The sequence below is a fragment of the Pseudomonas sp. FSL L8-0168 genome (assembly GCF_037976155.1).
Lineage (GTDB): Bacteria > Pseudomonadota > Gammaproteobacteria > Pseudomonadales > Pseudomonadaceae > Aquipseudomonas > Aquipseudomonas paracarnis.
The window spans coordinates 3388289-3407472 of sequence record NZ_CP150262.1; the positions used below are offsets into that span (position 1 = coordinate 3388289).

Here is a 19184-nt window from a genome sequence, read left to right on the forward strand (position 1 = left end):
CATAGGTATCTACACAACTTCGGCACGACGCTAAATCTGTGGCGAGGGAGCTTGCTCCCGTGACGGCTTGGCAGCCGACACAGATATAACTGATGCCCCGCGATCCAATGTGCGAGCTGGCTTGCCTGCGATGAGCATAGGTATCTACACAACTTTGTGGGTTGTAACAGCAGACGGTAACCACGATGCGAAGCGAGTCGCTCTTGATCTGCTTTTGATCTTGATCTCAGGCGCCCCGTTAAACCACGCTGGCCGAACGCAGGCTTGAATTCGTGGGCAACCCGGCAGGACGCCGGGTTAGCCGCCCCGCGCCATGGATGGCGCGTGGCGGCGGCCCACGGATTCAAGCCTGTGTTCGGGCACACCGAGCCTAAGCGAGGTGCCGAGTGGTGGGGCAAGAGCGTTTTGCTTACTTTTGCGCTTTTCAAAAGTGAGCCGCTGTAAAAGCGGAACCCTAAGTGGCCGTTACCGCAGGAATGGATATGTACTCGGTATAACTGCGTCGGCTGTCAGGCCGCCATCGCAGGCAAGCCAGCTCCCACATTTGGATCGCGGTGCACCAGCTCGATCAGCGTCGGCTGCCAGGCCGCCACGGGAGCAAGCTCCCTCGCCACAGGTCCAGCTGTGTAGATGCCTATGCTGCAATGAGGCCCTGACAGACAACGAAGATCAAAGCCCCTCCAACTCCGCCATCAAATCGCTCAACCGATCCACCTTCTCGGCACTGATCTCATTGCCTGCCACCCCCTCGATATACTCGGCCAACTGCGCCACGGTGCTGCACTCGAACATCGCCCGCAACGGCACATCGCGCTGCAGTGTCTTCTGCACCCGCGAGGCAATCTGCGTGGCCAGCAGCGAATGCCCGCCCAGTTCGAAGAAGTTGTCCTGCACCCCGACCCGCTCGACCTTCAGCACCTCGGCCCAGATACCCGCCAACGTAGTTTCCAGTTCAGTGCGCGGCGCCACATAGTCCTGATTGTGCAACTGGCCGATCTCCAGGGCCGGCAGGGCCTTGCGGTCGAGCTTGCCGTTGGCATTCAGGGGCAGGCGGTCAAGCCATAGCCAATGCAGTGGCACCATGTATTCCGGCAGTTCGGTACGCAGGCGTTGCTTGACGCGCTCCAGCTGTTCACTCGGTTCCAGCGTGGCATCGGCGGCCACTAGGTAGCCGACCAGATGTTTGCCATTGGCCCCCTCTTGCACACCCACCGCCGCGTCGCGCACGAGGGGTTGTTCATGCAGGCGCGCTTCGATTTCACCCAGTTCGATGCGGTAGCCGCGAATCTTCACCTGGTGGTCGATACGCCCGACATACTCCAGCACCCCATCGCTGCGACGCCGTGCCAGGTCGCCGGTACGGTAGAGGCGCTCACCAGGCGCGCCAAAGGGATTGGGTACAAACACCTGGGAGGTGCGCAGCGGATCGCTGACATAGCCACGACCGACACCGGTGCCGGCGACGCACAACTCGCCCACGGCGCCTTGGGGCACCAGTTCCAATGCGCCATCGAGCAGGTACAAACGGTTGTTGTCGGTCGGCGTACCAATCGGCAGGTAAGTGCCACGGGTCGACGCCAGATCGACGCGGAAGAACGCCACATCATCGGAGCATTCCGCCGGGCCGTAGGCATTCACCAGGCCAATTTGCGGGTAACGCAGCAGCCACTGATGGGCCAGCTCAGGTGGCATGGCCTCCCCGGTCGGCAACATCCAGCGCAGGCCGTCGAGGCGGATACGCTCCTGGGCCAACATGCCCTGGATCAGCGACGGCACACTCTCCAGCACGGTGATGCCCTGTGCTTGAACGTGGGCCAGCAACCCTTGCGGATCATGGGCGATGGTATTGGGCACAATGTCCACACGCGCGCCAAACAGCGGCGCGGCGAGGAACTGCCACACAGAAATATCGAAGCTTTGCGACGCGGTCTGGGCGATCACATCGGCATCGCTCAGGTTCAGGTACGGTACCTTGCTCAATTGGTTGTTGAGCATGCCGCGCTGTTCCACCATCACACCCTTGGGCAAGCCGGTGGAGCCTGAGGTGTAGATCACGTAAGCAAGGTTGTCCGGGCCACTGTAGACACCTGGGTTTTCACCACGGGCGGGAATTTCCTCCCACACCAGCAACTGGCAATCGACACCTTCGAGCAACTCGATGGCCTGTTCACGGCACGCCTCGGTGCACACCAGCAACGGCGTGCGGCTCAGGTCGATGATGCGGCTCAGGCGCTGGCCCGGCAGGCCCGGGTCCAACGGCAGGTAGCCGGCGCCGGCCTTGAAGCTGCCGATGATCATGCCGAGCAAATCCAGCCCACGTTCAGCCAACAACGCCACCGGTTGGTCCAGGCCGACACCCGCCGCAATCAGCGCGTGGCCGAGGCCATTGCTGCGGCGATTCAGATCCTCGTAGCTCCATTGCTGGTCAAGACAACTGGCGGCGATACGCTGCGGATGCTGCGCGACCTGCGCCTCGAACAACTCGATATAGCTGCGTTCCAGCGGGTAGGCATGTGCGCTCTGGTTACAGCCTTCCACGAGGAATTCACGTTCCTGCTCACCCATCAGCGCCAGCTCGTCCATGTCACCATGGAAGCCCTGCACCAGCGCCAGCAACAGGCGCTTGAATTCAGCGAGCATGCCTTGCACGGTGCTTTCGTCGAAATAACGCTGGTCGTAGGACAGGTGCAAACCGAGGTCATCGCCTGGATAGCACACCGCCGTCAGCGGGAAGTTGGTGTGGGTACGGCCAGAATCCGAGGTGGCGTTCAGGCTTTGCGCACGGTCCAGCACCGAGACTTCCACTGGCGCGTTCTCAAACACAAACAGGCTGTCGAACAGCGGCTGGCCCTTGGGCAATTCGCTGTGTTCCTGGATCGTCACCAACGGCAGGTATTCGTACTCGCGCAGTTGCATATTGCTGTCGAGCAAGGCGCTCAACCACTGGCGCACGCTGCAGCGCTGGCCGTCCTCGGGCAGTTTTACCCGCAACGCGATGCTGTTGATAAACAGGCCGACAGTGCGTTGCATCTCGGGCATGTCCACCGGGCGACCAGCCACGGTGACGCCGAACAGCACATCGCGATCACCACTCAAACGCCGCAGCACCAGGGCCCACGCCGCCTGGGCGAAGGTGTTGACGGTAAGCTGATGCGCCTGGGCCAGTTCGCGCAGTTGCGCACCGTCGCGGGCATCCAGGCGGGTGTAGCAGTCGCCCACCATCATGCCGCCGCTGCCACCAGCGTGTTCGCGCAGGAACGGGCGGTCGCTCGGGATCGGCGTGGCGCGCTCGAAGCCTTGCAAGTTTTGCTGCCACCACTGGCGCGCTTCGTTGAGGTCCTGGCGTTGCAGCCAGGCAATGTAGTCGCGGTAGCGCGGCGGCGCGGCCAGTTGCGCATCGCGGCCTTCGCCCAGGGCTGTGTAGATATCGAAGAAGTCATTCATCAGCAGCGAACGGCACCAGGCATCGATCAGGATGTGGTGGTTGCTCATCATGAACCAGTAGCGCGCCTCGCCCACGCGAATCAGGCGCAAGTGGAAAGGTGCTTGATTGAGCAGGTCAAAGCCGGCTTCGCGCTCGGCCTTGAGCAAGGCTTGCAGACGCGGCTCCTGCTCATCCTGCGGGTCGGTGCTCCAGTCCAGGTACTCAATCGGCGTGCTGCCGGGCTTGTGGATCACTTGCAGCATGTCTTCGCCGACGTTCCAGCAGAACGAGGCACGCAAGGCTTCGTGGCGGGCGATCACCGCTTGCCAGGCCTGGGCAAAACGCTCCGGGTCCAGGGCGCTGTTGATGCGATAGCGATCCTGCATGTAATACAGGCCGGTGCCGGGCTCCAGCAGCGTGTGCAGCAGCAAGCCCTCCTGCATCGGGGTCAGCGGGTAGACGTCTTCGATGGCGCTGGCCGGGACCGGCAATGCGTCCAGTTGCACCTGGCTCAGGCGCGCCAGGGGGAAGTCGGACGGCGTGAGGCCGCCGGCATCGTCCTGCAGGCAATGGGCGATCAGGCTGTGCAATTCGGCCAGGTAAGCTTCGGCCAGATCGCCAATCACCTGCTGATCATGCCGCTCAAGGCTGAAGGTCCAGCGTAGCACTAGCTCGCCGCCATACACCTGGCTGTCGATGCTCAGTTCGTTGGGCAACGGCGCATCCGGGTCATGGGCCTGACCGGCGGATTCCTCCAGCGGATGGAACAGCGCGTCAGTGCCAAAGCTCTGGTCGAACTGGCCCAGGTAGTTGAAGGTAATCTGCGCGCTCGGCAATGCGGCCATGCTCTGCTTGCACAGATCATCGGCCAGGTAACGCAGTACGCCATAACCCAAGCCTTTATGCGGCACGCCACGCAGTTGCTCCTTGATCGCCTTGATCGAGTCGCCTTGCTCGGCCTGCGGCGTCAGACGCAACGGGTAGGCACTGGTAAACCAGCCCACGCTGCGGGTCAGGTCGATGTCATCGAACAAGGTTTCGCGGCCATGGCCTTCCAGTTGGATCAGTGCCGAGGCCTGCCCGCTCCAGCGGCACAGTACGCGGGCCAGGGCGGTGAGCAACAGGTCGTTGACCTGGGTGCGATAGGCACTCGGCGCCTGTTGCAGCAACTGCCGGGTGCGCTCGGCATCCAGGCGCACGCTGACCGTGTCGGCATCGCAGTTTCGCAATGTTCCGTGTGGGCGCTGCACCGGCAAGGTCACGGCGGGGCCAGCCAATAGGGCTTGCCACAGACTCAACTCTTCGCGCAGGGATTCACTGTGGGCATAGGCTTGCAAGCGCGCAGCCCAATCGCGCAGCGCGCTGGTCTTGGCCGGCAGGCTGACGGACTGGCCTTCACTGAGTTGGTGGTAAACGTTTTGCAGGTCTTCCAGCAGGACGCGCCACGACACGCCGTCCACCACCAGGTGATGGATGGCGATCAGCAAGCGTTGCTGGCCTTGCGGCCCGTCCACCAGCAAGGCGCGCAACAGCGGCCCCTGTGCCAGGTCGAGGCTGCGCTGAGTGTCGGTGAACAACGCCGTGCACGCCTGCATGTCGCGCACCTGCGCCTGCAGCAGCACGCCGCCTTCCGGCACGCCCAAGTATTCGGCATGCCATTGCGCATCGCGCGAGGTAAAGCTCAAGCGCAGCGCGTCGTGGTGTTCCAGCACCGCCAGCAACGCTTGCTCCAGGCGATGGGCATCGAGCAGTTGCAGTGGCTTGAGCACCAATGCCTGGTTCCAGTGCTCGCGCGCCGGGATGTCGGTGTCGAAGAACCAGTGCTGGATCGGCGTGAGGCCCGAGGGGCCGGTCAGCAATCCTTGCTCGGCGATGATGAGCTCCGAGCGAGTCGCCACGGCAGCCAGGCTCTGTACGGTCTGGTGCTGGAACAGGTCACGGGGGCTGAAATGAATCCCGGCCTGGCGCGCCCGGCTCACCACCTGGATCGACAGGATCGAGTCGCCGCCCAGTTCAAAGAAGTTATCGTCGAGGCCCACTTGCTCCACGTTCAGCACCGCGCACCAGATGGCGGCCAGGCTGTGTTCCAGCTCGCTGCGGGGCGCGACGTAGGCTTGGCGATTGGCCTCTGGGTCCGGCTCAGGCAAGGCGCGGCGGTCTAGCTTGCCGTTGGCGGTCAGCGGCATGCTCTGCAGCACGATCAGATGCGCGGGCACCATGTAGTCCGGCAGTTGCGCCTTGAGGTGCGCCTTCAACGCGTCGCGCAAAGCGGCGTGCTCGGCATCGCTGACCAGGTACGCCACCAATTGCTTGCCGCTCGGCGCATCCAGTGCCAGCACCACCGCTTCGCGCACAGCGTCATGTTCGAGCAAGCGCGTTTCGATTTCGCCCAGTTCGATGCGAAAACCGCGAATCTTCACCTGATGGTCGATGCGCCCCAGGTACTCCACCAGGCCATCGGCGCGTTGGCGTACCAGGTCGCCGGTGCGGTACAGGCGCCCACCCTTGCCAGCAAACGGGTCTGCGACAAAGCGCTCCGCCGTCATCCCCGGCCGCTGGTGGTAACCCTGGGCCAGGCCGGCGCCACCGATATACAGCTCACCGCTGGCGCCCTGGGGCACCAGCGCCAGGTCGGCGTCGAGAATGTAGGCCACGCGCGCGCCGACGATGCTACCGATCGGCACACTGCCAGCGCCCTCCTCCAACTGCTCGGGCGCCAGGCTGGCCAGGGGCATCACCACGGTTTCGGTGGGGCCGTAGGCGTTGAAGAACAGCTGGGGCGTAAACGCCGCACGGATGCGTTGCAGGTGTTCGCCGGTCAAGGCTTCGCCACCGGTGATGCACATGCGCACCGGCAGTGTCTGTTGCTGGGTCGCCAGCCACTGCGCCAACTGGCTGCCGTAGCTGGGGGTGAAACCGAGCACATTGATGCGATGGGTACGGATCAGCGCGCAGATCTCTTCGGCATCCCACTGGCCCTGGGCGCGCAATACCACCCGCGCCCCGCACAGCAGCGGCACCAGCAAACGTTCGGTGGCAGCGTCGAAGTTGATCGAGTAAAAGTGCAGTTCGCAGTCATCCGGGCGCATGTCAAACCGCTCGATCACTGCCTGGCAATGCATGGCGATCTCACCGTGGGACACCACCACACCTTTGGGCTTGCCCGTGGAACCCGAGGTGTAGATGAGGTACGCCTGGTGTTGCGCCAGGCTCACCAGCGGCAGCGCCTCGGCGGGGTAATTGGCCAGCACCGGCGAGTCATCCTCCAGGCACCAGCACGCCACCGTCGCCGGCAATTCACCCAGGGCTTCGAACAGGGCCGCATCACTGAGCAGCAGGCCGATGCCACTGTCTTCGATCATGTAATGCAAGCGATCCAGCGGGTATTCGGGGTCCAGCGGCACATAGGCACCGCCGGCCTTGAGGATCGCCAGCAAACCGATGACCATTTCCAGCGAACGCGGCAGCGCCAGGCCCACGCGCACCTGCGGGCCCACGCCACGCTCGCGCAGCATCCAGGCCAGGCGGTTGGCGCGCTCATCCAGTTGCGCATACGAGAGGGTCACACCGGCAAAGGTCAGCGCCGGGGCCTCCGGCCGCTGGCTGGCCTGCTGGCTGAACAGTTGATGGATGCACTGGTCGAGGCGATGCTCGCCCTTCTCCACCCCCAGGCTGTCTTGCAAGGCGCGTTGTTCATCTGCGCTCAGCAACGGCAATTCGCTCAGGCGCTGGCCAGGATCGGCGACCAACGCTTCAAGCAAGTTGCGCCAATGCTCGGCCATACGCGCAATACGCGGCTCGTCGAACAGGTCGGTGCTGTAGGTCAGGCAGCAACCCAGGCGATGGTCGAGGTCGGTGACTTCCAGGTTGAGGTCGAACTTGGTCGCCCGCGCATCGTTGGCCAGGTACTCCACGGTCATGCCAGCCAGTTGGCGGCTTTGCTGGAATTCCCAGCGCTGCACGTTGCACATCACCTGGAACAACGGGTTGTACGCCGCGCTGCGCGGCGGTTGCAGGGCTTCCACCAGATGGTCGAACGGCAGGTCCTGGTGGGACTGGCCCTCGATCACGGTATGGCGCACCTGCTCGAACAGCTCGCTGACCCGCATCTGCCCAGTGAGCTGGCAACGCAGCACCTGGGTATTGAGGAACGCGCCAATCAAGCCTTCGCTTTCCGGACGGATACGGTTGGCCACTGGCGCGCCGATGCGCAGGTCGGTCTGGCCGCTGTAGCGGTAGAGCAACACCGCCAGGGTCGCGGTCATGGTCATGAACAGCGTGAGGCCGTGCTGGGCGTTGAAGGCTCGCACGCGGGCGGCCAGCTCATCGCTCAAATCAAACCGGTACAGCTCGCCCCGATGGCTTTGCACGGGTGGCCGTGGACGGTCGCCGGGCAATTCCAGCAACGGGTGTTCGTTGCCCAGTTGGGCAGTCCAGTAGTCCAGCTGACGCTGGCGCTCACCGGCTTCCATCCACTGGCGTTGCCATACGCTGTAGTCGAGGTACTGCACCGGCAACGTTGGCAGCGGTGAGTCGCGCTCGTCGATAAAGGCTTCATACAAGGCGCTGAGTTCACGGGCAAAGATGTCCATGGCCCAGCCTTCGGTGACGATATGGTGCAGGGTCAGCACCAGGTAATGTTCCTGCTCGCCGGCCTTGACCAGGCAGGCGCGCAACAGCGGCCCGGTTTCCAGGTTGAACGGCGTGTGCGCCTCGACATCGGCCAGTTGCTGCAAACGCTGCTGGCGCTGCGGCTCATTCAGCGCGGAGAAATCCTGCCAGTCCATGCGCACATTGGTTTGCGCCGAGACCTTTTGACAGGCCACACCATCGACACTTGGGAAAGTGGTGCGCAGGGTTTCGTGACGCATGATCAAGGCCTGCAAGGCGGCCTCGAAACGTCCCACATCCAGCACGCCGCGCAGGCGCGCCATGCCGCCGACGTTGTAGGCCGGGCTGTCCGGTTCCATCTGCCAGAGGAACCACATGCGCTGCTGGGAATAGGACAAGCGGACCGGCTGGCTGCGGTCGACTTTGGCGATGGCCGTCTGTTGGTTGCGCTGGCCCGCCGCCTGGATCAGCCCGACCTGCTCGGCGAAATCGCCCAGCTCGCTGGCTTCGAACAGGGTGCGCAGCGGCAGTTCGACGTCACAGGCCTGGCGGGTGCGGGAGATGATTTGCGTGGCCAGCAACGAGTGCCCGCCAAGTGCGAAAAAGTCATCGCGCAGGCCGATGCGTGGCAGGCCAAGCACCTTGCGCCAGATCGCGGCGATGTGCAGTTGCAAAGGTGTATGCGGTTCGACGTGTTCGCGGGTTTGCCATACCGGCTCTGGCAAGGCACGCCGGTCGAGCTTGCCGCTGGGGCTCAGGGGCATGGCGTCCAGGCGCATCAGCAGCGCGGGCACCATGTACTCCGGCAACTCGTCAGCCAGGGCGATTTTGACCCTTTGCTCATCCAGTTCGGCGTCGGCGGTGTAGTAGCCGATCAACTGGGCATCACGTACCAGCACCACGGCCTGGGCGATGCCTGCCTGGGCCAGCAGGCGCGCTTCTATTTCTTCCGGCTCCACCCGGAAACCGCGCAGTTTGACCTGCTGATCGAGGCGTCCGAGGTATTCGAGCACACCATCGGCGTTCCAGCGCGCACGGTCACCGGTGCGATACAAGCGGGTGCCCGCCGCGCCCAGCGGGTCGGCGACAAAACGTTCGGCCGTCAGCCCGGCACGGCCCAGGTAACCCCGCGCCAGGCCGATACCGCCGATGCACAATTCGCCCGGCACACCGGCCGGTAGCGGGTTGAGTTGCTCGTCCAGTACGCGGCAGATCACATTGCCCAATGGCCGGCCAATCGGCGAGCGCTCGCCATCCGAGGCGGCGCACTGCCAGTGGGTGACGTTGATCGCGGTTTCGGTCGGGCCATAGCGGTTGTGCAATTGCACCGCGGGCAAGCGCGCCAGTACACGGTTACGCAACTCGGCGGGCAAGGCTTCGCCACCGGAGAACAGGCGACGCAGGCTGGTGCATTCGGCTGCCAGGGGTTCATCGATAAACAGCTGTAACAACGGCGGCACGAAGTGCAGCGTGGTCACCCCATGTTCCTGCACAAGCTGCGCGATGCGGTGCGGGTCGCGATGTTCGCCCGGCCCGGCCAATACCAGGCGGCAGCCGGTAATCAGTGGCCAGAAGCATTCCCACACCGACACGTCGAAACTGATCGGCGCCTTTTGCATCAGCACATCGGTTTCGTTCAGTTGATAGGTGGCCTGCATCCACTGCAAACGCTCGGCCAGGGCGCCGTGGGTGTTGCCCACGCCTTTGGGTTGGCCGGTGGAACCGGAGGTGTAGATCACGTAGGCGAGGTTATCGCCGTGCAGGTGCAAGCCTGGCGCCTGGGTCGGCCAGCTGTCCAGATGCAGGCTGTCCATGGCAATCACGCACACGCCTTCGGCGCTGGGCAGTTGGGGCAGCAACGCGGTCTGGGTGAGCAGCAGTTGCACGCCGCTGTCCTTGAGCATGTAGGCCAGGCGTTCAGCGGGGTAATCCGGGTCCAGCGGCACGTAGGCGCCACCGGCCTTGATGATGGCGAGCAGACCGATCAGCAGTTGCGGCGAACGCTCGGCGGCGATGGCCACGCACACGTCCGGGCCGACGCCTTTGTCGCGCAGGTAATGGGCCAGGCGGTTGGCCTGGGTGTGCAGTTGGGCGAAGGTCAGGCTGCCGTCCTGCCAGACCAATGCGGTGGCGTCCGACGTTTGTTGGTTGAGCAGCTCGGGCAGCCAGTGCCGGGCCGGCGCGCAGGGGGCTTCGCTCCAGGGTTGCTGTTCGTCAGCCTGCATCAACGGCAGATCGCCGATGGCGTGTTGTGGTTGCGCGCACACAGCGTGAAGTAGATGGATGAAGTGCTCGGCCAGACGCTGGATGGTCGCGCAATCGAACAGCTCGTCGGCGTAGTCGAACGACAGGCTCAAGCGCCCATTGCGATCTTCTTCGCTGTGCAGTTGCAGGTCGAACTTGGCTTCGCGGCTGTGCCAGGGCAACTCATCGGCCAGCAGGCCCGGCAGGCGGCGCAAGGCACTGAGGTCGCGCTGCTGGTGGTTGAACATGACCTGGAACAGGCCCTGTTCGCGGGCCTGGGGGAAGGCTTCCAGCAGTTGTTCGAAGGGCAGGTCCTGATGGGCCTGGGCGGCCAATGTGGTCTCGCGGGTGGCGGCCAACAACTGATTGAACGGCAGGCGCCCGTCCAGCTCGGCGCGCAGTACCAGGGTGTTGATAAAGAAGCCGATCAGGCCCTGGGTTTCATGGCGTGGGCGGTTGGCATTGGGCACGCCGATACGGATATCGCGCTGGCCACTGTAGCGATAGAGCAAGGTCTGGAACGTCGCCAACAACAGCATGAACGATGTTGAGTCATGGGCCTGGGCGGTCTGGCGGATCGCCGCACTGAGGCGCGCATCCAGGCGCTGGCGATGGCGCGAGGCGCTGTGCCGATGCTGGGCGGCACGCGGGTGATCGGTGGCCAGGTTCAGGGCCGGATGCTCGTCACCCAACTGCGCTATCCAGTACGCCAGCTGTCGCTGGCCCTCGCCTTCGGCCAACCATTGACGCTGCCAGCTGCCGTAGTCGGCGTATTGCAAGGCCAGCGGCGGCAACTCCAGGGACTGGCCTTGGGCGGCAGCGGCGTACAGGCGCGAGAACTCGTCGATCAGGATATTCAGCGACCAACCGTCAGCAATGATGTGGTGCAGCGTCACCAGCAGTTGGTGCTCTTCATCGCCCAGGCGCACCAGGGTAACCCGCAGCAACGGGCCTGTTTCCAGGTCGAACGGGCTGCGCGCCTGGTCTTCGCGAACCTGTTGCGCACGGGCTTCGCGCACGGCGTTTGGCAAATCGCTGAGGTCGATGACCGGCAGTTCGAAATCCGCCGTAGCCTCGACACGCTGAAACGCCTGACCATCGCGCTCGTAGAAGCGCGTGCGCAGGGCTTCGTGACGCTGGATCAGTTGCTGGAAGCTGTGGCGCAGTGCGTCTTCATCCAGCTCGCCGCGCAGGTGCAAGGCGCCTGGAATGGTGTAGGCGCTGCTGTGAGGGTCCAATTGCCAGGTGATCCACAGGCGGTTCTGTGCCAGGGATTGGGGCAGGTCTTCTTGACGCGATAAGGCGTGCATTGCGCCTTGGGCCACGCCGCCGTCCTGTTGCAGTTGCGCCACAGCCGCAGCAAAGGCCGCGAGTGTCGGCGCTTCGAACAGCAGGCGCAGGTTCAGCTCCAGCCCCAGGCTTTCGCGCAGGCGGGCGACCACTTGGGTCGCGGTGATGGAGTTGCCCCCCAGCAGGAAAAAGTGATCGTCGCCCGCCACCTGGGCCAGTTGCAGTTGCTCGCACCAGATCGCCGCGATCCGCTGTTGCAGGTCCGATTCCAGCGCCACTTCGCTCGCCTGCCCCTGCTGCCCGGGGAACTGCGCGTAGCTGTCGAGGCTGCCATCGGCATGCCCAATCGCACAGGCCGCACGCTGCACTTTGCCGCTGGAGGTCTTCGGCAAGGCGCCGGGGTTGAGCAGCACCACCACACTCGGAGCTTGCTGGCAGGCCTCGGCCACGGCTTGGCGGATCGCTTTGATCAGCGCTTCGGGCGGCAGGATTTTCTGCACGCTGCGGCTGATTTCCGCGGCGATGCCGATGCCTTCCAGGCCCTGGTCATTGACCGCAAACGCGGCGACCCGGCCCTTGCGCACCCCTTCCACTTCGCGCTCGATGGTCTGTTCGATGTCCTGGGGGTAGAGGTTATGGCCGCGCACGATCAGCAGGTCTTTCAGGCGCCCGGTGATGTACACCTCACCGTCGCGGATAAAGCCCAGGTCACCGGTGCGTAACCAGGTGCGGCCAGCATGCTGGACGAAGGTCTTGGCGCTGGCTTGCGGGTTGCGCCAGTAGCCGTGGGCGATGCTCGGGCCCGTGGCCCAGAGTTCGCCGACGCACTGGTCGGGCAGCTCGGTGAGGGTGTGCGGGTCGGCGATCAGCACGGCGTGGTCCGGCTGGCTGGTGCCGCAACTTATGATCGCAGGGCCCTGCCCCGGTTCGGCGCGGTTGGCGGCCAGCGCCTGTTCGTCCACGCGCAGCGCGGGAATGCCACGGCCACGGGTGCCGCCGGCGACAAACAGGGTGGCTTCGGCGAGGCCGTAGGAGGCGAAGAAATTATTCGGGGTGAAACCACAGGCCGCGAATTTTTCCGCGAAGCGTTCCAGGGTGTCGAGGCGGATCGGTTCGGAACCCGAATAGGCCACGCGCCAGCGGCTCAAATCCAGGCGCTCCAGGGCCGACTCACTGACCCGTTCGCTGCACAGGCGGTAGGCGAAGTCCGGGCCACCGCTGATGGTGCCGCCGTATTCGCTGATCGCCTCCAGCCAGCGCAAAGGTCGGCCAAGGAAGTAGGCCGGCGACATCAATACGCAGGGCACGCCGCTGAAGATCGGTTGCAGCAGGCCGCCGATCAGGCCCATGTCGTGGTACAGCGGCAACCAGCTGACGATCACGTCATCGGGGTTGAGGTCGATGCCAAAACCACGGCGGATCAGCACTTCGTTGGCCACCAGATTGCCGTGGCTGACCTGCACGCCCTTGGGCAATGCAGTGGAGCCGGAGGTGTATTGCAAGAACGCGATGTCGTCGGCCTTGAGGTCGGGCTCGACCCACTGGTCGGCCCGCTGCGCCTCCAGGGTGTCGACGCTCAACACCTTGGGCGCGTTTTCAATCTGCGCCAGGCCCTCGCTGAGGCTGGCAATGGTCAACAGCAGCCGCGGCTCGGCATCGCTGATGATCGACAGCAGGCGCTCCTGGTGATGACGGCGCGTGGATTCCGGTGGATACGCCGGCACCGCGATCACCCCGGCGTACAGACAACCAAAGAACGCCGCCACATAGTCCGGGCCACTCGGGAACAGCAACACCGCACGCTCGCCCAGGCCAGCGTTGGCTTGCAAGGCAGCGGCGATGGTGCGGGCGCGTTGGTCGAGGTCGCGATAACTGAGCACCACACTGTGCTCGGCGCTCTCGGCGAGGAAGCGCAACGCCACCTGGTCCGGCGTCTGCGCAGCACGCTGTTAAAGGGACTGGACCAGGGTGCGGGGGAGTTCGAAGGCGTCCATCATGGGGTTCCTGCCTGAAATCGGCTTACGGGAAATTCGGGAAGTCGGTGGGGTTCAGCCGGCGACGAGCTGCCGCGCCGCGCCAATGCGCCAGCGCGCCAAGTGCTCGTCGGCATAGCGACGCACGCAGCGCAGCACGGCGCTTTCGTGCTGCACGAGGAAGAAGTGATGGCCGTCAAACATGTCCAGGGAAAACCCACTGGCGGCGTCGAGTTGCCAGTCGAGCAACTGGTCGGCACGCACGCTGTCTTGCTTGCCACCGAACACATGGATCGGCAGCGCCAGGGGCTGGCGCTCGCCATAGGTGAAACTGCCGCACAGCAGAAAATCGGCGCGCAGGATCGGCAACATCAGTTGCATCAGCTCGGGGTTGGCCAGGGCTTCTTCGGCGGTACCCTGCAATTCGCGCAGGCGGGCAATCAGTTGGGCATCGGTCTTTTCGACGGCGTACTCGCTCACATCACGACGCGCCGGGCCCGCCGTGCCGGACGCGAACAACGCCAGGGGCGCGGGCAGATTGCGCGCGTTCAGAGCGTGAGCCAATTCAAACGCCAACAGCCCGCCAAGGCTGTGGCCGAACAAGGCATAGGGACCATCCAGATCACGGCTGATTTCTTCAGCAAGCTGCGCGGCCAAGGCCTTGATATCGCGCTGCAATGGCTCGTCCATGCGCATGCCGCGTCCCGGCAATTCCAGCGGGCACACTTGCAGCCAGTCCGGCAGCACCCGGCGCCAGCGAGCGTAGACCGAGGCGCTGGCGCCTGAGTGGGGCAGGCAAAACAGGCGCAGCCGCAGGGACGTACTCATCCCGCGAGGACTCCGAACTGAAACACGCTGAATGCACGATAAAAACCCATCTGGTCCTCCTGCGGGTGCTGGTCCTTGGCCGTTGTACTAACGAACCTGTCACCCATGAGAACGGACGGAGCCTTCAAATAATTAGTCGCCGGGGGGGAGCGAGACGTGGTTCACACCTTCGCCCAAGGCATAAGATTAGTTCGCCTTCTCATTTGACAATAATTATCATTAAGCATAATTTGTTGCCCGATATGTAGGAGGCCTCAGCAGGGATGCCCTCCCCTAACCTATTCGCAGCAAGGTGATTTCCATGACGGAACCAGTATCCACAGGCAGGTGCGATTCACCCCTTCTCCAGGCGTTCGTCGACAATCGACTGATTCTGGTGAAGATCGCGGCCCGCATCACCGGGTGCCGTTCCCGCGCCGAAGACGTGGTGCAGGACGCCTACTTCCGGCTGCAGTCGGCGCCGACCATTACCTCATCGTTCAAGGCCCAACTGAGTTATCTGTTCCAGATCGTGCGCAACCTGGCGATCGATCATTACCGCAAGCAGGCCCTGGAGCTCAAATACTCCGGGACCGAAGAGGAAGGCTTGAATGTGGTTATTCACGGCGCTTCACCGGAAACCTCGCACATCAATTTCAACACCCTGGAAAACATCGCCGACGCCCTGACGCAACTGCCCCAGCGTACCCGCTACGCGTTCGAGATGTACCGCTTGCATGGCGTGCCGCAAAAAGACATCGCCAAGGAGCTTGGGGTGTCGCCGACCTTGGTGAACTTTATGATTCGCGATGCGCTGGTGCATTGCCGCAAGGTGTCGGGCAGTCATAGCGATACGTTTGCGCGGCGGGTTTGAGCACAGCGAGGACATTCTGGGTAAGGGCCCACGGTAACCACGATGCGAAGCGAGTCGCTCTTGATCTGCTTTTGATCTTGATCTCAGGCGCCCCGTTAAACCACGCTGGCCGAACGCAGGCTTGAATTCGTGGGTAACCCGGCAGGACGCCGGGTTAGCCGCCCCCCGCGCCATGGATGGCGCGTGGCGGCGGCCCACGGATTCAAGCCTGTGTTCGGGCACACCGAGCCTAAGCGAGGTGCCGAGTGGTGGGGCAAGAGCCTTTTGCTTACTTTTGGGCTCCTTTCAAAAGTGAGCCGCTGTCAGAGCGGAACCCTAAGTGGCCGTTACCGCAGGAATGGATATGTACACAATCCAACTGTGTCGCCTGTCAGGCCGCCTTCGCGAGCAAGCCCGCTCCCACAGTTGGATTGTGGGGTGTCAGGTAGATAGGTGTCGGCTGGCAGGCCGTCATCGCAGGCAAGCCAGCTCCCACAGTTGACCCCACTGAGCCCAAAGGATCTTATTTACTGCGATCTAGGGCAGTGGCGTCACATCAATACGATACGGCTCAAAAATCCTCAGCATCTGCCCACTGCTGCGTAGCCCCTTGAGCAACGCCGAAAACGCCTCCCCCGTGATCGGTGTCTTTGGCCGCAACAACGCGTAGTGGTGATACACCTGATCAATACGCTCCGACACCAAAAACTGCCCCGCCATGTCCGCGTTGCGCACCATGAAATCACTCAGGTACGAGCGGGTAACCAGCGCAATATCTGCACGCCCACGAGCAACCATCAGCAGGTTACTGTCATGGGAATAGGTCAACGTCGCGTTGAAACGCTCGGCCATGTTCTTGGGATCGGGATTGAAGTCGGCGAAGGCATAGTGATACCCGCTGAATACCGCCAGGCGCTTGCCGCTGAGGTCGGCGAAGTAGCTCTGGTCACGCCCGGGTTGGCGCTGGGCAACGAAGATTTCCGCATCTTCCAGCCCCATATCAACACTGGTATGGGCAATATTCTGCCAACCCCAGGAAGGGTTTTCGAAGATAGCCATGTCGACCCGGCCTTGCTCGAAGTCACGAAAACGCCGAGGTATCGAGGTAGGCACCACCACAAACTGGTAATCGGTTTGCGCAGCGTTCAACGCCTCGACCAATTGCGGCAGCAACCCGGTGTCGGCGCCTTGTTCAGGGCGTACGGTGTAGGGCGGAAAATGCGCCGCGCCGATTCTCACCAACTGCGCGGCACCAGCCTGCGTCCACGCGGCGGTGCCCAGTGCCCATAAAGTAAGTCCTGCAGCCAGCCGCCATGGCGAAAACATCGAGGCACACACCGTTGAAGAGTTCAATGCCGATAAGCTAGGCGTTTTTACTGGGGGAGACAACTTTCGCCAGCAAATTAATAACTTGCGCCTCAGTCCGACTTCAGCACCATCAACAAGGCCTCTTCGGCCAACTCCTCAAGGGTCAGGCTGCCTTGGGCACGAAACCAGGTGGTGGTCCAGGATAAGGCCCCCGTGAGGAAGCGCCGGGTAATAAACACATCGCCCCGGATGTAGCCAGCGGCCTTGGCCTCGCCCAGTACCTGCAACCAGATCTGCTCATACACGTCACGCAGGGCCAGCACGTGCGCCTGGCCTTCGGCCGACAGCGAGCGCCATTCGTAGACCAGCACCGCCATGGCCTCGCCACTGCCGCCCATGATCGACTGCAACTCGCAGCGGATCAGCGCCAGCACGCGTTCGCGCACCGTGCTCGCCTCCTCCAGTGAAGCGCGCATCATCGCGGTGTTGTAATGGATGGTTTCCTCCATCACGGCACGCAATATCTCATCCTTGCTCTTGAAGTGATGAAAGATGCTGCCGGACTGGATGCCCACGGCGCTGGCCAGATCTCGCACGGTGGTGCGCTCGAAACCCTTGTTGCGAAACAGATGAGCCGCGGTTTGCAGCAACTTGCCGCGGGCGCTCTCGGGGTCGGTCAATTGGCCACTGTCGACCATGGTGCGCATCACCCCCAGGGCTTTGTGCTCATCCATGCTGCTCTCCTTCACGTCTACTGTCGTCTTGGCCGGCAATTTAGGCCGTGACTGCCACCCAAGCAAGCGCTTGGGTAAAACTTGTGACTGGAGTTTACAAACCAAGCGCTTGCTTGGTAGTCTCGGCACCAGCCCTTAGAGGAAGGATTTCTCATGAGCAAGACGGTACGTATCGGCTGCGCCAGCGCCTTCTGGGGCGACACTTGCACCGCCGCCGCCCAATTGGTGCAGGGCGGTGCCTTGGATTACCTGGTGTTCGATTACCTCGCGGAAGTCACCCTGTCGATCCTCGCCGGTGCCCGCCTGAAAGACCCCAAGGCCGGTTACGCCACGGATTTTGTCGAGGTGCTGACACCCCTGCTGGCGGATATCCAGCGCCAGGGCATCCGGGTGATCAGCAATGCCGGTGGTATCAACCCCCAAGCCTGCGCCGCCGCCCTGCAAGCGGCCTGCGATAACGCGCACATCCCGCTGAAAATCGCCGTGTTGCTCGGCGATGACCTGCACCCTCAACTCAAACAGCTGCCACCTGTCACCGACCTGTACAACGGCGCTCCGCTGCCGCCTCTGTGCGTGTCCGCCAACGCCTACCTCGGCGCACCGGGCATTGCCCAGGCCCTGGGGCTCGGCGCTGATATTGTCATCACCGGCCGGGTGGTCGACAGCGCAGTGGTCAGCGCGGCACTGGTGCATGAATTCAATTGGTCATGGCAGGACTACGATCATCTGGCCCAGGCCGCCCTGGCCGGGCATATCATCGAATGCGGCGCCCAATGCACCGGCGGAAACTTCACCGACTGGCGTGACGTGCCCGACTACGAACACATCGGCTTCCCTATCGTCGAAGTCAGCGCCGACGGCCAGTTCACCGTCAACAAGGTCGAAGGCAGCGGGGGGCTGATCAGCGAACTCAGCGTGGCCGAACAACTGCTGTATGAAATCGGTGACCCGCGCGCCTATGTGCTGCCGGACGTGATCTGCGATTTCAGCCAGGTCAAACTGCAGCAACAAGGCAAACACGCGGTGCGCCTGCACGGCGCCAGGGGCCTGCCACCCACCGACCAGTACAAGGTCAGCGCCACCTACCCCGATGGCTTTCGCTGCACCGCCAGTTGCCTGCTCGCTGGCATCGACGCGGTGGCCAAGGCCGAGCGGGTCAGCCAGGCGCTCATCAACAAGACTTCGGAGCTGTTCAGCCAGCGCGGCTGGGCGCCCTACACCGACGTCAACATCGAACTGCTCGGCAGCGAAGCCACCTACGGCGCCCACGCCCGGCGTGCGGATTGCCGCGAAGTGGTGGTGAAGCTGGCGGTGCGGCATCCGAACAAGCAGGCGCTGGTACTGTTCGCTCGCGAGATCGCCCAGGCGGCCACCGGCATGGCACCGGGGCTGACCGGCATTGTGGGCGGGCGGCCGACGGTGTATCCGCTGATTCGGCTGTTTTCGTTCCTGGTCGACAAATCACGGTGTAGCGTCGCCATCGAGTACCAAGACCAACGTCATGCCGTCGAGCTGCCCGCCTCCGCGCCTCTGCTCACGCCGGCTGTGCCCATCGAGCCGGCCAAGCCGGAGGGCCGTGCCGATGCCAGTGTGCCGCTGGTGAAACTCGCCGTGGCGCGCTCAGGTGACAAGGGCAACCACAGCAATATCGGCGTGATCGCTCGCCACCCTGACTACCTGCCGTGGATCGCCGAAGCCCTGACCCCGGAGGTAATCGTCGACTGGATGGACCACGTGCTCGACCCGATCCATGGCCGCGTCGAACGCTGGTATTTGCCCGGCAGCCACAGCCTGAATTTCCTGCTGGAGAATGCCCTGGGCGGCGGCGGTATCGCCAGCCTGCGCATCGACCCGCAAGGCAAAGCCTTCGCTCAGCAACTGCTGGAAATCCCCATCGCCGTGCCGCAACACATTGCCGACCAACTCACCTAAAGGACCGT

The 19184-nt window shown here is 63.3% G+C and carries 5 protein-coding genes and 1 pseudogene; 2 read left to right on the top strand and 4 right to left on the bottom strand.

Annotated features, from left to right (window positions below):
- Positions 1-669: 669 nt before the first annotated feature.
- Together MHH62_RS15435 and MHH62_RS15440 are read right to left on the bottom strand one after the other, a co-directional pair.
- Positions 670-13566: pseudogene (locus MHH62_RS15435) on the bottom strand (non-ribosomal peptide synthetase).
- A gap of 51 nt (positions 13567-13617) precedes the next feature.
- Positions 13618-14370, bottom strand: a complete 753-nt coding sequence (locus MHH62_RS15440; RefSeq protein ID WP_020302031.1) for an alpha/beta fold hydrolase — start codon at positions 14368-14370, stop codon at positions 13618-13620.
- Between the two features lie 301 nt (positions 14371-14671).
- On the opposite strand from MHH62_RS15440, the gene MHH62_RS15445 reads away from it, so the two are divergent.
- Complete coding sequence (locus MHH62_RS15445; RefSeq protein WP_014719314.1) at positions 14672-15223, top strand: RNA polymerase factor sigma-70; 552 nt, start codon at positions 14672-14674, stop codon at positions 15221-15223.
- Between the two features lie 516 nt (positions 15224-15739).
- On the opposite strand, the gene MHH62_RS15450 is transcribed toward MHH62_RS15445, so the two are convergent.
- Together MHH62_RS15450 and MHH62_RS15455 are read right to left on the bottom strand one after the other, a co-directional pair.
- Complete coding sequence (locus MHH62_RS15450) at positions 15740-16528, bottom strand: transporter substrate-binding domain-containing protein (protein WP_032904206.1); 789 nt, start codon at positions 16526-16528, stop codon at positions 15740-15742.
- A 92-nt stretch (positions 16529-16620) separates the two neighbouring features.
- Positions 16621-17244, bottom strand: a complete 624-nt coding sequence (locus MHH62_RS15455) for a TetR/AcrR family transcriptional regulator (protein WP_014719316.1) — start codon at positions 17242-17244, stop codon at positions 16621-16623.
- Positions 17245-17397: 153 nt separating this feature from the next.
- On the opposite strand from MHH62_RS15455, the gene MHH62_RS15460 reads away from it, so the two are divergent.
- Entirely contained in the window at positions 17398-19176 is a 1779-nt protein-coding gene (locus MHH62_RS15460) for an acyclic terpene utilization AtuA family protein (RefSeq protein WP_032904205.1), read from the top strand.
- Positions 19177-19184: the final 8 nt, after the last annotated feature.